The 15,035-nt window shown below is 68.3% G+C and carries 14 protein-coding genes and 1 riboswitch; of the genes, 3 read left to right on the top strand and 11 right to left on the bottom strand.

Translation table 11 applies throughout. The annotated features are described in order from the left end of the window. Window positions 1-134 precede the first annotated feature (134 nt). Together AB0I23_RS22455 and AB0I23_RS22450 are read left to right on the top strand one after the other, a co-directional pair. Window positions 135-728: a hypothetical protein gene (locus tag AB0I23_RS22455; protein ID WP_359111652.1), complete on the top strand. Its 594-nt coding sequence runs from the start codon at window positions 135-137 to the stop codon at window positions 726-728. A gap of 343 nt (window positions 729-1,071) precedes the next feature. After that, window positions 1,072-1,278 (top strand): DUF5999 family protein, encoded by a 207-nt coding sequence (locus AB0I23_RS22450; protein WP_359111650.1) that lies wholly within the window; start codon window positions 1,072-1,074, stop codon window positions 1,276-1,278. An 87-nt stretch (window positions 1,279-1,365) separates the two neighbouring features. On the opposite strand, the gene gcvP is transcribed toward AB0I23_RS22450, so the two are convergent. Continuing rightward, window positions 1,366-4,251, bottom strand: coding sequence for an aminomethyl-transferring glycine dehydrogenase (gene gcvP / locus AB0I23_RS22445; RefSeq protein ID WP_359111648.1), 2,886 nt, complete (start codon window positions 4,249-4,251; stop codon window positions 1,366-1,368). A gap of 194 nt (window positions 4,252-4,445) precedes the next feature. Further along, window positions 4,446-4,543, bottom strand: a riboswitch (glycine riboswitch). Between the two features lie 101 nt (window positions 4,544-4,644). Between gcvP and AB0I23_RS22440 the strand changes: the two genes are divergently transcribed. Beyond that, window positions 4,645-5,025 carry a PRC-barrel domain-containing protein gene (locus tag AB0I23_RS22440; RefSeq protein ID WP_208857479.1) on the top strand — a complete coding sequence of 127 codons (381 nt, stop codon included), beginning with the start codon at window positions 4,645-4,647 and terminating at the stop codon, window positions 5,023-5,025. Here AB0I23_RS22440 and AB0I23_RS22435 read toward each other — a convergent pair. The 10 genes from AB0I23_RS22435 to AB0I23_RS22390 all read right to left on the bottom strand — a co-directional run bounded on the left by AB0I23_RS22435 (window position 4,950) and on the right by AB0I23_RS22390 (window position 14,851). Next, window positions 4,950-6,401, bottom strand: coding sequence for a DNA polymerase IV (locus AB0I23_RS22435; RefSeq protein WP_359111646.1), 1,452 nt, complete (start codon window positions 6,399-6,401; stop codon window positions 4,950-4,952). The two genes, AB0I23_RS22440 and AB0I23_RS22435, sit on opposite strands and share 76 nt — an antisense overlap. A 57-nt stretch (window positions 6,402-6,458) precedes the next feature. Then, window positions 6,459-7,070 (bottom strand): MerR family transcriptional regulator, encoded by a 612-nt coding sequence (locus AB0I23_RS22430; RefSeq protein WP_359111645.1) that lies wholly within the window; start codon window positions 7,068-7,070, stop codon window positions 6,459-6,461. Between the two features lie 168 nt (window positions 7,071-7,238). Then, window positions 7,239-7,712 (bottom strand): bifunctional nuclease family protein, encoded by a 474-nt coding sequence (locus tag AB0I23_RS22425; RefSeq protein ID WP_359111644.1) that lies wholly within the window; start codon window positions 7,710-7,712, stop codon window positions 7,239-7,241. Window positions 7,713-7,765: 53 nt separating this feature from the next. Beyond that, the gene (gene ftsR, locus AB0I23_RS22420; RefSeq protein ID WP_359111642.1) at window positions 7,766-8,509 is read right to left on the bottom strand and encodes a transcriptional regulator FtsR; all 744 of its coding nucleotides are present in this window, start codon (window positions 8,507-8,509) and stop codon (window positions 7,766-7,768) included. 17 nt (window positions 8,510-8,526) lie between these two features. Next, window positions 8,527-9,300, bottom strand: coding sequence for an FHA domain-containing protein (locus AB0I23_RS22415; protein ID WP_359111640.1), 774 nt, complete (start codon window positions 9,298-9,300; stop codon window positions 8,527-8,529). A gap of 190 nt (window positions 9,301-9,490) precedes the next feature. Beyond that, window positions 9,491-10,279, bottom strand: a complete 789-nt coding sequence (locus tag AB0I23_RS22410; protein ID WP_359111638.1) for a DUF881 domain-containing protein — start codon at window positions 10,277-10,279, stop codon at window positions 9,491-9,493. A gap of 5 nt (window positions 10,280-10,284) precedes the next feature. Continuing rightward, window positions 10,285-10,617 (bottom strand): small basic family protein, encoded by a 333-nt coding sequence (locus AB0I23_RS22405; RefSeq protein WP_023543062.1) that lies wholly within the window; start codon window positions 10,615-10,617, stop codon window positions 10,285-10,287. Further along, on the bottom strand, window positions 10,614-11,534 hold the full coding sequence (locus AB0I23_RS22400) for a DUF881 domain-containing protein (RefSeq protein ID WP_359111636.1): 921 nt from the start codon (window positions 11,532-11,534) through the stop codon (window positions 10,614-10,616). The genes AB0I23_RS22405 and AB0I23_RS22400 overlap by 4 nt, the downstream gene beginning before the upstream one ends. Before the next feature lie 98 nt (window positions 11,535-11,632). Then, window positions 11,633-14,128 carry a mannose-1-phosphate guanyltransferase gene (locus AB0I23_RS22395; protein ID WP_359111634.1) on the bottom strand — a complete coding sequence of 832 codons (2,496 nt, stop codon included), beginning with the start codon at window positions 14,126-14,128 and terminating at the stop codon, window positions 11,633-11,635. A 114-nt stretch (window positions 14,129-14,242) separates the two neighbouring features. Further along, the gene (locus AB0I23_RS22390; RefSeq protein ID WP_359111632.1) at window positions 14,243-14,851 is read right to left on the bottom strand and encodes a CDP-alcohol phosphatidyltransferase family protein; all 609 of its coding nucleotides are present in this window, start codon (window positions 14,849-14,851) and stop codon (window positions 14,243-14,245) included. Window positions 14,852-15,035: the final 184 nt, after the last annotated feature.

Below are 15,035 nucleotides of genomic sequence, written 5' to 3'. Positions count from 1 at the left end.
GTATAAACTCCGCGGACGAGGCAGAGAGTTGACGCACCGGCCCAGTCACCGGCCTCCTCTGGCCCCGCACGCCGACAGCGCCGTCTGCACCCGCCCACGCACCACCGTGTCTCCGAAGTGAGAGGCGACCCACTATGCCGCTGCATGTTCCCCCGGCTCCCGTGCCTGCCCTGCGCAGCGTCCTCACGGCACTCGGTTCACCCACCGCAGTCCTCGAGGCCCGCACCCCGGCTCTCCGGTCCGTCCAGGGACCTCTGAGCCCCGAACTCCCGCTCCCCGTCCATGTGCTGGACCGGATCGGCCCGAGCGGGCTCGCGCCACGCACCCGGCTGACCGGGTGGCGATTCCTGATCCGCAGCTCGGAGCGGGCCGTCGCCGCGGCCGACACCATGCTCACCCCGGACGGCTGGGCCTTCTCGCACTTCTTCGAGGGCCCCTACATCGCCTCGACCGAACTCGCCGTGCGTCAGATGGAGGCGGTGACACCGCACTACCAGCCCCGCCTGCTGTCGATCCCGGAGCTCTACATGCTGACGCTCTGGCTGCACGAGGACATCGAGACCGACCCGTCCGGTGGCGACCTCGCCCCCACCGATCTTCTCGTACCGCTGGCTCCCGCCCCACCGGGCATCGTGGCACACCGCCCGCACCGGGTCGCCGATCTGCTCCCCGTGATGACCCTGCGCATCACTCCCGGCCCCGGCCCCCTGCTCGGTTCACCGGCCTGACCCCGTCCCGCCTCCGGCACGCCGTACTGTGCCCCGTCGCCGTTTCCGGTGGCGGGGCACAGTGCTGCGGGACACGCCGGACACGGGACCGCACGGGCGTCCCTGGTCCCATCCGGACTAGTCCGGTCCGGCCACCCCGAACCACCCGAAGGGGCAGTGCAGTTGTGGTGAACCGTCCGGCCGGGTGATGCGTCATGAGAGTAGGAGCAGCGCTGCCGCGAAATCCCTGCGGATTGGCGCCCGTAGGGCAACACTGGAACCGGACCGATTGATACGGGGGGCGGCCATGAACACCTCATCAAGCCGCAGGACACTCACTACAACGCAGCGAAAGAACCCAGCCATGTGCCAGCACAAGCCACCCTGCCCGACCGCCGAATCAGCCGACCGGGAAGCCGCACGCCTGATGGCACACCACCCGGAACAGGGCTGGAGCCTGCTGTGCAACGGCGTCCTGCTCTTCGAGGACACCGGTGAACTGCTCCCGGACGGGCAGATCATCGCTCCGCACCGGCCGCTGGACGCCGGCCGGGTGATGAAGGCCGCCTGACCGCGGCCTGTAAGAAACGGGGGCCGGCCCGGAGAAGATCTCCGAACCGGCCCCGACGCATGTCCGCGTCACACCCGAACAGGTGAGTCAGTTGTCGTACTCGTCCAGCGGCGGGCAGGAGCAGACGAGGTTACGGTCGCCGAACGCACCGTCGATCCGGCGCACCGGCGGCCAGTACTTGTCGGCGGCCGAGACTCCGGCCGGGAAAACGGCCGTCTCACGGCTGTACGCGTGCGTCCACTCCCCGCCGAGCATGGCAGCGGTGTGCGGGGCGTTGGTCAGCGGGTTGTCGTCCGTGCTCCACTCGCCGGAGGCCACCTTCTCGACCTCGCCGCGGATGGCAATCATCGTGTCGCAGAACCGGTCGAGCTCGGCGAGGTTCTCGCTCTCGGTCGGCTCGATCATCAGCGTGCCCGCCACCGGGAACGACATGGTCGGCGAGTGGAAGCCGTAGTCGATCAGACGCTTGGCGATGTCGTCGACACTGACCCCGGTCGCCTTGGAGATCGGCCGCAGATCGACGATGCACTCGTGCGCGACCAGACCGGCCGGGCCGGTGTACAGGATCGGGTAGTGCGGTTCCAGACGCTTGGCGATGTAGTTGGCCGCGAGTACGGCGACCTGCGTCGCGCGCTTGAGGCCCTCCCCGCCCATCAGGCGTACGTACGCCCAGGAGATCGGGAGAATGCCGGCCGAGCCCCACGGCGCGGCCGAGATCGGTCCGACACCGGTCTCGGGGCCTGCGGAGGGCTGCAGCGGATGGTTCGGGAGGTACGGCGCCAGGTGGGCGCGCACGCCGACCGGGCCGACACCGGGGCCACCGCCGCCATGCGGGATGCAGAAGGTCTTGTGCAGGTTCAGGTGCGAGACGTCGCCACCGAACCGGCCGGGCCTGGCGAGGCCGACGAGTGCGTTGAGGTTGGCGCCGTCGACGTACACCTGACCGCCCGCGTCGTGCACCTCGGCGCAGATGCCGGCGACGTGCTCCTCGAACACACCGTGCGTCGACGGGTACGTGATCATGAGCACGGCGAGCTCGTCACGGTGCTTCTCGATCTTGGCGCGGAGGTCCTCGACGTCGACCTCGCCGTCGTCAGCGGTCTTCACCACGACGACCTTCATGCCCGCCATCACGGCGCTCGCGGCGTTGGTGCCGTGCGCGGAGGACGGAATGAGGCAGACGGTCCGCTGCTCGTCGCCGTTGGCCCGGTGGTACGCCCGCACGGCCAGCAGACCCGCGAACTCGCCCTGCGAGCCGGCGTTCGGCTGGATGGAGACCGCGTCGTACCCGGTGACCTCGGCGAGGCGCTCCTCCAGCTCACGGATCAGCGTGAGGTAGCCCGCCGCCTGCTCGGCCGGCGCGAACGGGTGCAGCGCGCCGAACTCGGGCCAGGTGATCGACTCCATCTCGGTGGTCGCGTTCAGCTTCATGGTGCAGGAGCCGAGCGGGATCATGCCGCGGTCCAGCGCGTAGTCACGGTCGGCGAGCTTGCGCAGGTAGCGCAGCATCGCGGTCTCGGAGCGGTGCTGGTGGAAGACCGGGTGGGTGAGGATCTCGTCGGTGCGCAGCAGGGACTCGGGCAGCGCGTCGGCGGCAGCGGCGTCCAGCGCCTCGATATCACCGTCGGCGCCGAAGGCGGCCCAGACGGCGGCGAGCTGCGCACGGGTGGTGGTCTCGTCACAGGCGAGGGAGACCCGGTCGGCATCGACAAGACGCAGGTTGACCCCGCGGTCGCGGGCATCGGCCACGACATCCGCCGCCTTGCCGGGGACACGCACGGTGAGCGTGTCGAAGTAGGCGCCGGTCTCCACGGCGACCCCGGCCGCGCGCAGGCCATCGGCCAGGATCGTGGCGTAGCGGTGGGTGCGCTGCGCGATCGTCCGCAACCCGTCGGGGCCGTGGTAGACCGCGTACATCCCGGCCATCACGGCGAGCAGCACCTGCGCGGTGCAGATGTTGCTGGTGGCCTTCTCACGACGGATGTGCTGCTCGCGGGTCTGCAGCGCGAGGCGGTAGGCCTTGTTGCCGTCCGCATCGACGGAGACACCGACGAGGCGGCCGGGCAGGCTGCGGGCGAACTTCTCGCGTACGGCCATGAAGCCGGCGTGCGGTCCGCCGAAGCCCATCGGAACACCGAAGCGCTGCGTGGTGCCGACGGCGATGTCCGCGCCGAGGTCGCCGGGCGAGGTCAGCAGGGTCAGGGCGAGCAGATCGGCGGCGACGGTGACGATCGCGCCGAGCTCGTGGGCCTGCTCGATGACGGGCTTGATGTCGCGGACAGCACCGGAGGCACCCGGGTACTGCAGCAGCACACCGAAGACACCGCGCTCGGCGATCTCGGCGGGGATGCCCGCGGCGAGATCGGCGACGACGACCTCGACACCGGTCGGCTCGGCGCGGGTCTCGATCACGGCGATGGTCTGGGGCAGGGTGTCGGAGTCGACCAGGAAGACACCGTTCCTGACCTTGCCGACGCGTCGGGCGAGCGCCATGGCCTCGGCGGCGGCGGTGCCCTCGTCGAGCAGCGAGGCACCGGAGGTGGGCAGCCCGGTCAGCTCGGCGACCATCGTCTGGAAGTTGAGGAGCGCCTCCAGGCGGCCCTGCGAGATCTCCGGCTGGTAGGGCGTGTAGGCCGTGTACCAGGCGGGGTTCTCCATGACGTTGCGGAGGATCACCGGCGGGGTGAACGTGCCGTAGTAGCCGAGCCCGATCATCGGCGCGAGCACCTGGTTGCGGTCGGCCAGGGTACGCAGCTCCGCGAGGACCTCGGCCTCCGTACGGGCCGACGGCAGCTGCAGCGCCTCAGTGCTCTTGATCACATCGGGCACTGCGGCCGCGGTGAGGTCGTCGAGGGAGCCGTAACCGACCTGGGCGAGCATCTTCGCCTGCGCCTCGGCATCGGGGCCGATGTGGCGCTGCTCGAAGGGGATGCCCTGCTCCAGCTGGGAGAGCGGAGTGCGACGGGGGGTCATGGTGGAGGCCTCCTGGTCTGTCACGACCTGCGAGGGGCACCACGGCGCGGGTGCCCGGACGGCCTCCCCCTCTGTCATCTCAACCTGAGAGCTTCACCGGTGCACCCTCAGGCGTACCGGCTTTCACCGTCGGTGAGGGAGGGATCCGTTCCGGCTGCTGCCGTCACGAAACCCGCCCTGCTTTCCAGAGTGACCTCGTCCGTGCGGTACGGGGGCCTGAGAGATTCCGGGGAGGATTTGCTCCTTCGGCGCCTGCCGGATGTGCTCCGGAAGACTCTCCCGCACGGGGTCAGCAGCCATCACCAGCCTACCAGCGGGGCTCGCGCCGGAATTCTCAAGTGGCCGAGAGCCCGAATCTGCACTTTCGTAGTGCCTGTGGAGTAGCCGCGACCAATGGGAGGGACCGTGCAGACCGACATCGATCCGCGCAACCTGATCGGGCGCAAGGCATTCGACCGCAAGGGCACCAAGATCGGGACTGTGGACGAGGTGTACCTCGACGACGCGACCGGCATACCCGAGTGGGCAGCCGTGCGTACCGGACTGTTCAGCAGGGACGCCTTCGTGCCGCTGGAACCGAGCGAATTCGTCGACGACGTGCTCCGGGTCCCCTTCGACCGTGCGCTGATCAAGGACGCGCCCGACTTCGGCGTCGGCCGCCATCTCTCGCCGGAACAGGAGCTTCAGCTCTACCGGCACTACGGTCTGGACTCACCGCCCGACGAGCCGGGCCCGGACCGGGACTTCGGCAGGCTGGCCGGCCAGGACGAGTAGTCCACCGGATCACGCACCAACGGGAGCGGATCGGCCGGCTGCAGCTCCGGGTCGTCGACACGGAACGTCCGCACCCGGCCGGGCGTTGATTCGGGTTCCTCGAACCGCACGGTCACCCGGCCCACCCCGCTGCCCTGCACCCAGCCGTGGCCGTAGGTGTGATGGCATACGTCCTGCCCGGCGGGCCAGCGCCGGGCCGCGAGCTGTTCGGCGGTCTCCTGCTCCTGTGCCCCGCCCGTCGACTCGTCCCCGTGCTCGCCCTCGCCCGGTTCCTCACCGGGGCCCTCGGGCGCGGTCCGCTCACCTGCCGCCTGGGCGAAGAGGTCCTCCTGCGTGTAGTCGGCGAGCCCTGTGACGCCCACCCCGAGCAGCCGCACCCCTCCGGTGGTGTCCACAGCCTCCAGGAGCCGCGCAGCGGCCTCTCTGACCACTGTGGGGTCGTCCGTCGGCCCTCGAAGCGTCTCGGAGCGCGTGAGCGTCGAGAAGTCGTATCTGCGCACCTTCAGCACCACGGTGCGTCCCGAGCGCTCCGCGGCCCGCAGCCGCTGGACACAGCGGTCCGCCAGGCGCTCGACTTCCGTCCTGACCCGGACCCGGTCGTGCAGATCCATGTCGAAGGTGTCCTCGACCGACACCGACTTGGCGTCGCGCTCGGCCACGACGGGGCGGTCGTCGTACCCGAGTGCCATGCGATGCAGCGCGACGCCGTGCGCCTTCCCCAACAGCCGTACAAGCTCCGCCTCGCCCGCCGTGGCCAGATCGTCCACCGTGGTCATCCCGGCCCGGCGCAGATGGTCCCCGGTGGCGGGTCCCACGCCGGGTAGGATCCGTACGGACATGGGCGCGAGCAGTTCCCGTTCGGTGCCCGGCTCGATGACCAGCAGCCCGTTCGGTTTCGCCTCCTCGGAAGCGATCTTGGCCAGCATTTTGGAGCCCGCGAGGCCGACCGAGCCGGTGAGTCCGGTGACGGCTCTGATGGCTCCCCGCAGCTGCTCACCGACGGCCCGCGCCGACGCGGTGTCGTCGGCCGTCCCACCGGCCTCCAGATCGACGAACGCCTCGTCCAGGCTGAGCGGCTCCACCAGCGGCGAGAGCTGCCCCAGCAGCCCCATCACCTGGTCGCTCACCGTCCGGTACAAGGTGAAGCGGGGCACCAGATAGGCGGCATTGGGCGCCAGCCGCCGGGCCTGCGCGGTCGGCATCGCGGAGTGCACCCCGAAGCGCCGCGCCTCGTAGGAGGCGGTGGCGACGACCCCGCGCGGTCCCAGCCCGCCGACCACGACCGGTTTGCCGCGCAGGCTCGGTTTCGCCGCCTGCTCGGCAGAGGCGTAGAAGGCATCCATGTCGAGATGCAGGATGGTGGGCGCGGCTCTCACATCAACCGATGCTGCCCTACGGCACTGACAATCGCCGCGCCCCCGCTCCGCGGCCCGTCAGACGGCGCGGTTGCGCCGCCGTGCGAGCTCGTCAGTGGGGTTGTTGCCGATCAGCGTCTCCCCCGTGTCCACCCGCTCACCATGCAGCTGAGACAGCGCGACGTCGACATCCCGCCACACCACGCCGACGGCGATGCCGAAGACCCCCTGGCCCCCCTGGAGCAGATCCACGACCTCGTCGGGCGAGGAGCACTCGTAGACGGTCGCGCCGTCGCTCATGAGCGTCATCCGCTCAAGATCCTGGAACCCCCGGGCCCGCAGATGCTGGACCGTGGTGCGGATGTTCTGCAGAGCGACGCCCGTGTCGAGGAAGCGCTTCACGATCTTCAGCAGGACGACGTCCCTGAAGCTGTAGAGGCGCTGCGTGCCCGATCCGTAGGCCGGCCGCACGCTGGGCTCGACGAGCCCCGTGCGCGCCCAGTAGTCGAGCTGTCGATAGGTGATCCCCGCTGCCGCGCACGCCGTCGGCCCGCGATAGCCGATGTCGCCGACCGCAACCGCCCCGCCCCCCGCCGCCGGTTGAACCGGTTGCCTGATGGTGTGGCCGGCTGTACTTCCGTGCTGCCGGTACGGCCCACCCGCCCCCGTACCGTCGCCGCTGTTTCTCACGCCGACCTCCGTCCTTGACCTGCCATCTCGAAGGTAGGCAGTCGCTCGGGGCGCGTCAACGATCGCCACACTCGGCACGCCGAGTGATAATCACCCTGAGGGTGGTTTGCCGTGTCCCGTTCCCGGGAAAGGCTTGTCGAATGCGCTGACGGCGACCCTGCTGGACGGTCACTGGCTGTTCGTACCGAAGTCCTCCGGCGAGATCTGGTCGAGGAACTCCCGGAACTTCTCGACCTCGTCCTCCTGCTCGTCAGGGATGGAGATCCCCGCGTCGTCGAGCACCCCGTCACTGCCATAGATCGGCGTGCCGGTGCGCAGGGCAAGCGCTATGGCGTCGGACGGCCGCGCGCTCACCTCGACCCCGTCGGCGAAGACCAGCTCCGCGTAGAAGACCCCTTCCCTGAGGTCCGTGATGCGGACCTCGGTGAGCTCCTGGCCGAGGGCCTCGAGCACATCCTTGAAGAGATCATGGGTCAGCGGCCTGGCCGGAGCCATGCCCTGCTGGGCAAAGGCGATCGCGGTCGCCTCACCAGGACCGATCCAAATGGGGAGATACCGGTCGCCTCCCACTTCACGCAGGAGCACGATCGGTTGGTTGGAGGGCATTTCCACCCGGACACCCACAACGTCGAGCTCGTTCACACAGCAACCCTAGGACGTGCTCGGCAGGTTTGGGTAGTCGGGCTCCCCCGTGATCATTGGAGCCGGATCCGCAGAGCGGCCTGCACAAGGGCCGAATGAAGCCGTACGGAGAGCTCCGCAAGCTCCTTCGTTTTGGCCTCCGCATGGGCTCTGGTCTGCGGATTCCGGTGCCGGCGCAAGGGCGAGACCACCTGCTCGATCAGCCCGGCCTCGCGTTCCGCAGCCCCGCGCATCGCTCGCAGATGACGCGGCTCCAGACCGAATCGACCCAGATCCGCCACAAGTTTGGCGATGGTCACCGTTTCGGCGTCGTAGCCGCCCTCCGCCGTCGGAGCGATGAGGCCGTACGACTCCCACTCCTCGAGCTCGCTCTCGGTGACCTCGGCGGCAACCAGGAGCTCCATGCGGCCGATCCGGGCCGCGGCGGCCCGCCAGGACTCGCCGTCCCAGGAACCGTCGGTCAGGTCCCGCGGGCCACCCGCGGCCGGCAGGGACGCCTGCTCGCCGCGCGCGAGGGCGTCCAGGTGCTCGCGGATGACCTTGAGCGGGAGGTAGTGGTCCCGCTGCATCCGCAGCACCTGCGCCAGCCGCTCGACGTCGCCGGGGCGGAATTTGCGGTAACCGGAGGGAGTCCGCTGCGGCTCGACAAGCCCCTCGGCCTCCAGGAAGCGGATCTTGGAGATGGTGACTTCGGGAAATTCGTCCCGCAGTTGCAGAAGCACCGTGCCGATGCTCATGGCCCGGTCGTCCGCGGCGGCGGTGCCGTGACCGGCACCGCCCGTCGGTGTTCTCAGCATGGACCTTCCCTGACGGGTCAGATGCCCCGCTGGCTTGCGTAGAAGACCAGCCGGTACTTCCCGATCTGCACTTCGTCGCCGTTGGACAGCGCGACGGAGTCGATGCGCTCACGATTGACGTACGTGCCGTTGAGGCTGCCGACATCCCCGACCGTGAAGCTGCCGTCGGGGCTCCGGCGGAACTCCACATGACGGCGTGAGACCGTCACGTCATCGAGGAAGATGTCGCTCTGCGGGTGGCGGCCGGCCGTGGTCAGCTCGCTGTCCAGCAGGAAACGGCTGCCGGAGTTCGGACCGCGGCGCACCACCAGGAGCGCCGAGCCGAGCGGCAGGGCGTCGACGGCGGCCTGGGCCTCCGGCGAGAGGGAGGGCACGGGCGTCTGGCCCGTCGCCTCCGCCTCGTACGCCTCAAGACCGGAGATGGAGATGGTCGACGTCGTCTCCGAAGGGCGCTCCGCAGACGCGCCTCCCCTCAGCGGCGCACCACAGTTGGAACAGAAACGACTGGCCTCGGCGTTGCGATGGCCGCACCTCGTACAGACTGGCATGGACCCAAACCCTCCACCCGTACTTGAGGTTGATGGTTCTCCGAAACCTATGCGGCCCGGACCGGCAGGGTCAACAGACGACGCGCCGGTTCCACCCGAAATGTCACCACCCGGACCCGACACCTCGTCACGGAAGAGCGGGCGATCGGTGCCCTGCTCCTCGGCCTGGCCATGGCGCGGTGCGCGATGACGGGCCGCGTCATCGCGGGCGCTCTTGCCGAACAACTTCGCAAACAACTTCACGGGCGATTCCCCTTGACCGAAACAGACCCGCCCGTGGGGCAGGACGAACCCTGAATGAACACACCTGCCGACCCGGACATCTTCACAACGTCCGTATCCACTCGACAGTTTCCACCACGCGCCACCATTACGATGCGGCGACCCCCCGCAACCTCTTGCCCGTGTCCTTCGAGCCCCGTGTCCGGCGCCCTCACTGGGATGACGACCGAGCGTAGTCAGGCTGCTCCGCAGGTCGCAAGGCGTCCACGACGATGTCGTCCGCCTGCGCCACATGCACGGTCGCCTGCTCCTTCTCCAGCGTCTGCACGACACCACCGGGGATGTTCAGCGCCGGTTCCAGATCCTGCGGTTTACCGATCACCTTGAAGACGTACGGCGCGGAGATTGGCCGGTCGTCGACCTTGATGGCGCCGCCGTCGCCGGAGAAGTATGTATTGGCCACCACCCTCACCCCGTTGACCTCGATCGCCTCCGCTCCGGCTGCACGCAGCTCCTGGAGGGCGTCGAGCAGCATGTCCGCCTGCACGGCGTCCCCCGGATCGTTGATCGTGAGTGTGATCCCGGGCCCGTGTGCCGCCACGGTGCCCGCGAGGACACCGAGTTGCCGTTCTTTCTCCACTGTCTGCTTACGGGCCTCCTCGGCCTGGTCCGAGCTGTTCTCCAGCTCCGTACGCTGACCGTCCAGACGCTGCTTCTCATCCTCAAGACGCTGCGTACGGTCATCGAGTTCATCGAGAATGCGGACCAGATCCTCCTGGCGGGCACCGCGCAGTGCGCTGTTGTCACTGTTCGACCGCACCTGGATCGCCAGACCCAGCCCCAGGACGAACAGCAGCAGCGCCACGATGAGTTGCGCCCGGGTGACCCGCGGCGGCCACAGCCCCGCGATCAGCCGCTGGCGCCCGGTTTGCTGCTCGGGCACGTCGACCTGCTGCTCGCCGGTGCGCTCCTGGTCACGGGGAAGCTCTTCGTTGCTCATCGGCGTCAGGCCCGGAAGACGTGCCGGCGGATCGCCGCGGCGTTGGAGAAGATGCGGATACCGAAGACGACGACGACACCGGTGGAGAGCTGCGCTCCGACACCGAGCTTGTCACCCAGGAACACGATCAGTGCGGCTACGACGACGTTCGAGAGGAACGACACCACGAAGACCTTGTCGACGAAGATGCCGTCGAGCATGGCCCTCAGACCACCGAAGACTGCATCGAGAGCAGCCACGACAGCAATCGGGAGATAGGGCTCGACCACCGCCGGCACCTCGGGACGGACCAACAGTCCGACCACGACTCCCACGACGAGGCCCAGTACGGCGATCACGATGTGCCCTTCCCTGTGTCTGCCGCACCACTGCCGGTGTCTGCGGCCTTCGGCTCTGCTGTTCGTACGATGAGGCTGGGCGCAGCCGGGAGGCGCACCTCGTCCTCGACGGACATGCTGGTCCGGATGTCGAAGGTGTCCTTCAGCGCCCGCAGGTACTGGCCGTCGGCACTGTCCTCGAACGCGGTGCTGAGCCGCTTCCCGTCCCCCACCGCAAGCACCGTGTACGGCGGCACGAGCGGTCTGTTGTCGACCAGTATGGCGTCGCCCGCGGCGCGGATCGCCGACAGGGCCGTCAGCCGCTGCCCGTTGATGGCGATGGCCTCCGCACCGGACTGCCAGAGGCCGTTGACGACCCGTTGCATGTCCCGGTCGCGCACCCGCCCCGTGTCGGCGAAACCGCTGGTCTCACGCGGTCCGCCACCGCCCTGATCGGTGCCCTTGGCATCGTCGACGACGAGCTTCACACCGGGTCCCTTGACGGCGGTCGCCCCGGAGAGCAGCGCCACGAGCTGTCCCTGGTCCCCGCCATGCTTTTCCAACGCTTTACGTTGCCGCTCGCCGACGTCGTCACGGGCTTTGTCGACCTGGGACTCCAGCTTGTCGGCCGCCGAAGTCTCCGTGTCGATACGTTCGATGAGTTCCTCGCGCTCCTTGGCGAGGACCGGCGCCGATAGGCGCGCCTCCGCAGCACCCAGGGTGACGACGAGAGCGGCCAGCACAAGCCCCGCGGCGAGGCCCAGCTTCGCCTTCAACGTCCGGGGCATGGCCGCACTCCCGTCGGCCTTGCGCTCGGCCGTGGCCTCGGCGTAGCCGTCGTCGAGGCTGTGGTCCATCACATTGGTCAGCAGCGACATGGACGCGTCAGGGCGCGCGGGCGGCGAGGCGGTACTCCGATCGGGGGGCTGCTGCGACATGCCGCACATCGTCGCACGTCGCAGCAGCTACCGCCGAATGGCCCCACCCGTGCGCCGGGAGGCGTCCGCACGACACCTCCCGGTGCCCCGGCGGCAGGTCACTGACCTGCGCTGTCCACGACCGCGGACCATTCGTCGAGCAGCGCCTGCGCCGAGGCGTCGTCAGGGCCCTCCGCCCACAAATGGGTGACGGCCTCGGCCGGGGCGGGAAGCACCATCACCCAGCGCCCGTCCGCCTCGACGACCCGCACGCCATCAGTGGTGTCGACGTCACGGTCCCCGGCGGCTTCCACCACGCGACGCATGACCAGTCCCTTGACGGCCCAGGGCGTTGCCAGATCGCGGCGCAGCACGTGAGCGAGGGGAATCCGGGCATCGATCTGGCTGAGCGTGAGCTGCGTCCGCGCGACGAGCCCGAGAAGCCGTACGAAGGCTGCCGAACCGTCGAAGACGCTGCTGAATTCGGGGACGATGAAACCGCCCCGCCCATCTCCTCCGAAGATGGTGCCCTCCTCACGTCCCACGCGCGTCAGGTCGTCCGGCGACGTCGTCGTCCATTCCACCTGTGTGCCGTGGTACGCGGCGACCTGCTCGGCGACCCGTGTCGTGGTCACCGGCAACGCCACCCGGCCGCTGCGCCGCTCGGCGGCCACCAGGTCGAGCAGGACCAGAAGTGCCCGATCGTCCTCGACGATGCGGCCCCGCTCGTCGACCAGGGAGAGCCGCTCCCCGACCGGGTCGAACCGCACCCCGAACGCGGCCCGTGCGGAGGACACGATCTCCCCGAGCCGCACGAGGCCGGAGCGCCGGGCGTCGGCGGACTCGGTGGGCCGCGATTCGTCGAGCCCGGGATTGATGGTCAGCGCGTCCACACCGAGGCGCCCGAGCAGACTGGGCAGAACAAGTCCGGCACTGCCGTTGGATGCATCGACGACGACCTTGAGACCGGCGGCGGAGATCCCTGTGGTGTCCACATTGCGCAGCAGTGCACCGGTGTAGGAGTCGAAGACGCTGGACGGAAAGTGCAGATCACCGATCTCCCCCGGGAAGGCCCGGCGGTACTCCTGGCGGGCGTATACCCGGTCCAGCTTCCGCTGACCCGCCTGGGAGAGGTCCGCTCCTCGCTCGTCGATGAACATGATGTCCACCGAGTCCGGCACGCCGGGCGACGTACGGATCATGATCCCGCCCGCACTGCCCCGAGCGGTCTGCTGACGCGCGACCGGAAGCGGCACGTTCTCCAGGTCCCGTACGTCGATGGCGCTGGCCTGCAACGCCGAGATCACGGCCCTCTTCAGCGCACGGGCGCCACGGGAGTGGTCACGGGCGGTGGTGACGGTCGAACCCTTCTTCAGGGTGGTGGCGTACGCGCCGGCGAGCCTGACGGCGAGCTCCGGCGTGATCTCCACGTTCAGGATTCCTGAGACACCTCTGGCGCCGAAGAGGTGTGCCTGCCCCCGCGACTCCCAGATCACCGAGGTGTTGACGAAGGCGCCGGCCTCGATGGTCTTGAAGGGGTAGACCCGGACATTGCCCTGAATGATCGATTCCTCACCGACCAGACACTCGTCCCCGATGACCGCACCGTCCTCGATGCGGGCCGCCCGCATGATGTCGGTGTTCTTGCCGATCACGCAGCCGCGCAAATTGCAGTGCTGTCCGATGTAGACGTTGTCGTGGATCACCGCCCGGTGCAGGAACGCCCCGGTCTTGACGACGACGTTCGAACCGACGACCGTGTGCTCGCGGATCTCGACACCGGCCTCGATCTTCGCGTAGTCCCCGATATACACGGGTCCGCGGAGCACCGCGTCAGGATGTACCTCGGCGCCTTCCGCGACCCACACACCGGGCGAGATCTCGAAGCCGTCGATCTCCACGTCGACCTTGCGCTCCAGAACGTCGGCCTGGGCCTTCACATAGCTCTCGTGCGTGCCCACGTCCTCCCAGTAGCCCTCGGCGACATAGCCGTAGATGGGCTTGCCTTCCTTCATGAGCTGCGGAAAGACATCTCCGGACCAGTCCACCGAGACGTCGGCCTGGACGTAGTCGAAGACCTCGGGTTCCATGACATAGATGCCCGTGTTGACGGTGTCCGAGAAGACCTGGCCCCAGGTGGGCTTCTCCAGGAATCGCTCGACCTGGCCCGACTCGTCGACAATCGTGATGCCGAATTCCAATGGGTTCGGAACCCGGGTCAGGCACACCGTGACGAGCCCGCCCTTTTCCTTGTGGAAGGCGATGAGGTCGGTGAGGTCGAAGTCCGTGAGCGCATCGCCGGAAATGACGAGAAAGGTGTCGTCCTTGAGCGCTTCCTCGGCGTTCTTTACGCTGCCGGCTGTCCCGAGAGGTTTCTCCTCGTTGGCATAGGTGAGCTCCATCCCGAGCTCTTCGCCGTCGCCGAAGTAATTCTTGACGAGAGAGGCGAGAAACTGGACCGTCACGACGGTCTCATTGAGCCCATGCCGTTTCAGCAGCCGCAGCACATGCTCCATGATCGGCCGATTGGCGACGGGCAGGAGCGGCTTGGGCATGCTGGAAGTCATGGGGCGAAGGCGTGTGCCTTCGCCGCCAGCCATCACGACGGCCTTCATGTCGGAAACGTCCTCCTCGAAGAGACGACGGTCTAGCCGACTTCGCCCGTCAGGGCAACATCTCAGAGTTCAGCCGCGGGCCGGCCACACTGCGCGGCACCGCATCAAACGAGCTCAATCGGCTACTGCATCCGCCTTGACGAGCCGGCGGACCTGAACCACGTAGAGGATCCCTGCCCACCAATAGAGCGTTGTACCCCATCCTGCGAACGCCCATCCGAAAACAGCGGCCAGCGATCCCAGCCAACCACTTGCGTCGCTGAGCAGCAACAAGGGGAAGGCGTACATCAGGTTGAACGTAGCCGCCTTCCCCAGGAAGTTCACCTGGGGCGGCGGATAGCCGTGGCGCCGGAGGATTCCGACCATCACGAGAAGCATCAGTTCACGGGCCAGGAGTGCCGCCGTGAGCCAGAGCGGAAGGATCTCCCGCCAGGTCAGTCCGACGAGGGTCGAAAGGATGTAGAGGCGATCAGCAGCCGGGTCCAGGAACCGCCCGAGGTTACTGATCTGGTTCCATCGGCGGGCGAGTTTACCGTCGAGGTAGTCGCTGATGCCGCTGAGCATCAGCACGAGCAGCGCCCAGCCATCGCTCTTGGGCCCGCCGAACTCCGGGCGAAGAATCAGCCACAGGAAGAGCGGTACCCCGACGAGGCGCGCCATGCTGAGGATGTTGGGGATGGTGAGGACCCGGTCCGTCTGAACCCGAGTCTCCTGGACCTCCACCCGGGAGCCTCCTGTGAATGTGCCAATGATGCCCCCTGACCTTACCCTCAGCCCTCACTGGCACATGCACGGGGGTGACAAGGAGCCCCGTGAACGCAGAAAAGCCCCGCACCAGAGGTGCGGGGCTTTCCCGGAATAATTGTTCGGCGGCGTCCTACTCTCCCACAGGGTCCCCCCTGCAGTA

Source organism: Streptomyces atratus (genome assembly GCF_040655115.1).
GTDB lineage: Bacteria > Actinomycetota > Actinomycetes > Streptomycetales > Streptomycetaceae > Streptomyces > Streptomyces atratus_D.
This window is presented reverse-complemented; position numbering and strand designations above follow the sequence as displayed.

Excerpts from the sequence above, each read along its gene's own strand:
- gcvP (WP_359111648.1), bottom strand. The coding sequence starts at position 4,251 with ATGACCCCCCGTCGCACTCCGCTCTCCCAGCTGGAGCAGGGCATCCCC.
- AB0I23_RS22400 (WP_359111636.1), bottom strand. The coding sequence starts at position 11,534 with ATGTCGCAGCAGCCCCCCGATCGGAGTACCGCCTCGCCGCCCGCGCGC.
- AB0I23_RS22395 (WP_359111634.1), bottom strand. The coding sequence starts at position 14,128 with ATGAAGGCCGTCGTGATGGCTGGCGGCGAAGGCACACGCCTTCGCCCC.
- ftsR (WP_359111642.1), bottom strand. The coding sequence starts at position 8,509 with ATGCTGAGAACACCGACGGGCGGTGCCGGTCACGGCACCGCCGCCGCG.
- AB0I23_RS22450 (WP_359111650.1), top strand. The coding sequence starts at position 1,072 with ATGTGCCAGCACAAGCCACCCTGCCCGACCGCCGAATCAGCCGACCGG.
- AB0I23_RS22455 (WP_359111652.1), top strand. The coding sequence starts at position 135 with ATGCCGCTGCATGTTCCCCCGGCTCCCGTGCCTGCCCTGCGCAGCGTC.
- AB0I23_RS22410 (WP_359111638.1), bottom strand. The coding sequence starts at position 10,279 with ATGAGCAACGAAGAGCTTCCCCGTGACCAGGAGCGCACCGGCGAGCAG.
- AB0I23_RS22440 (WP_208857479.1), top strand. The coding sequence starts at position 4,645 with ATGGGAGGGACCGTGCAGACCGACATCGATCCGCGCAACCTGATCGGG.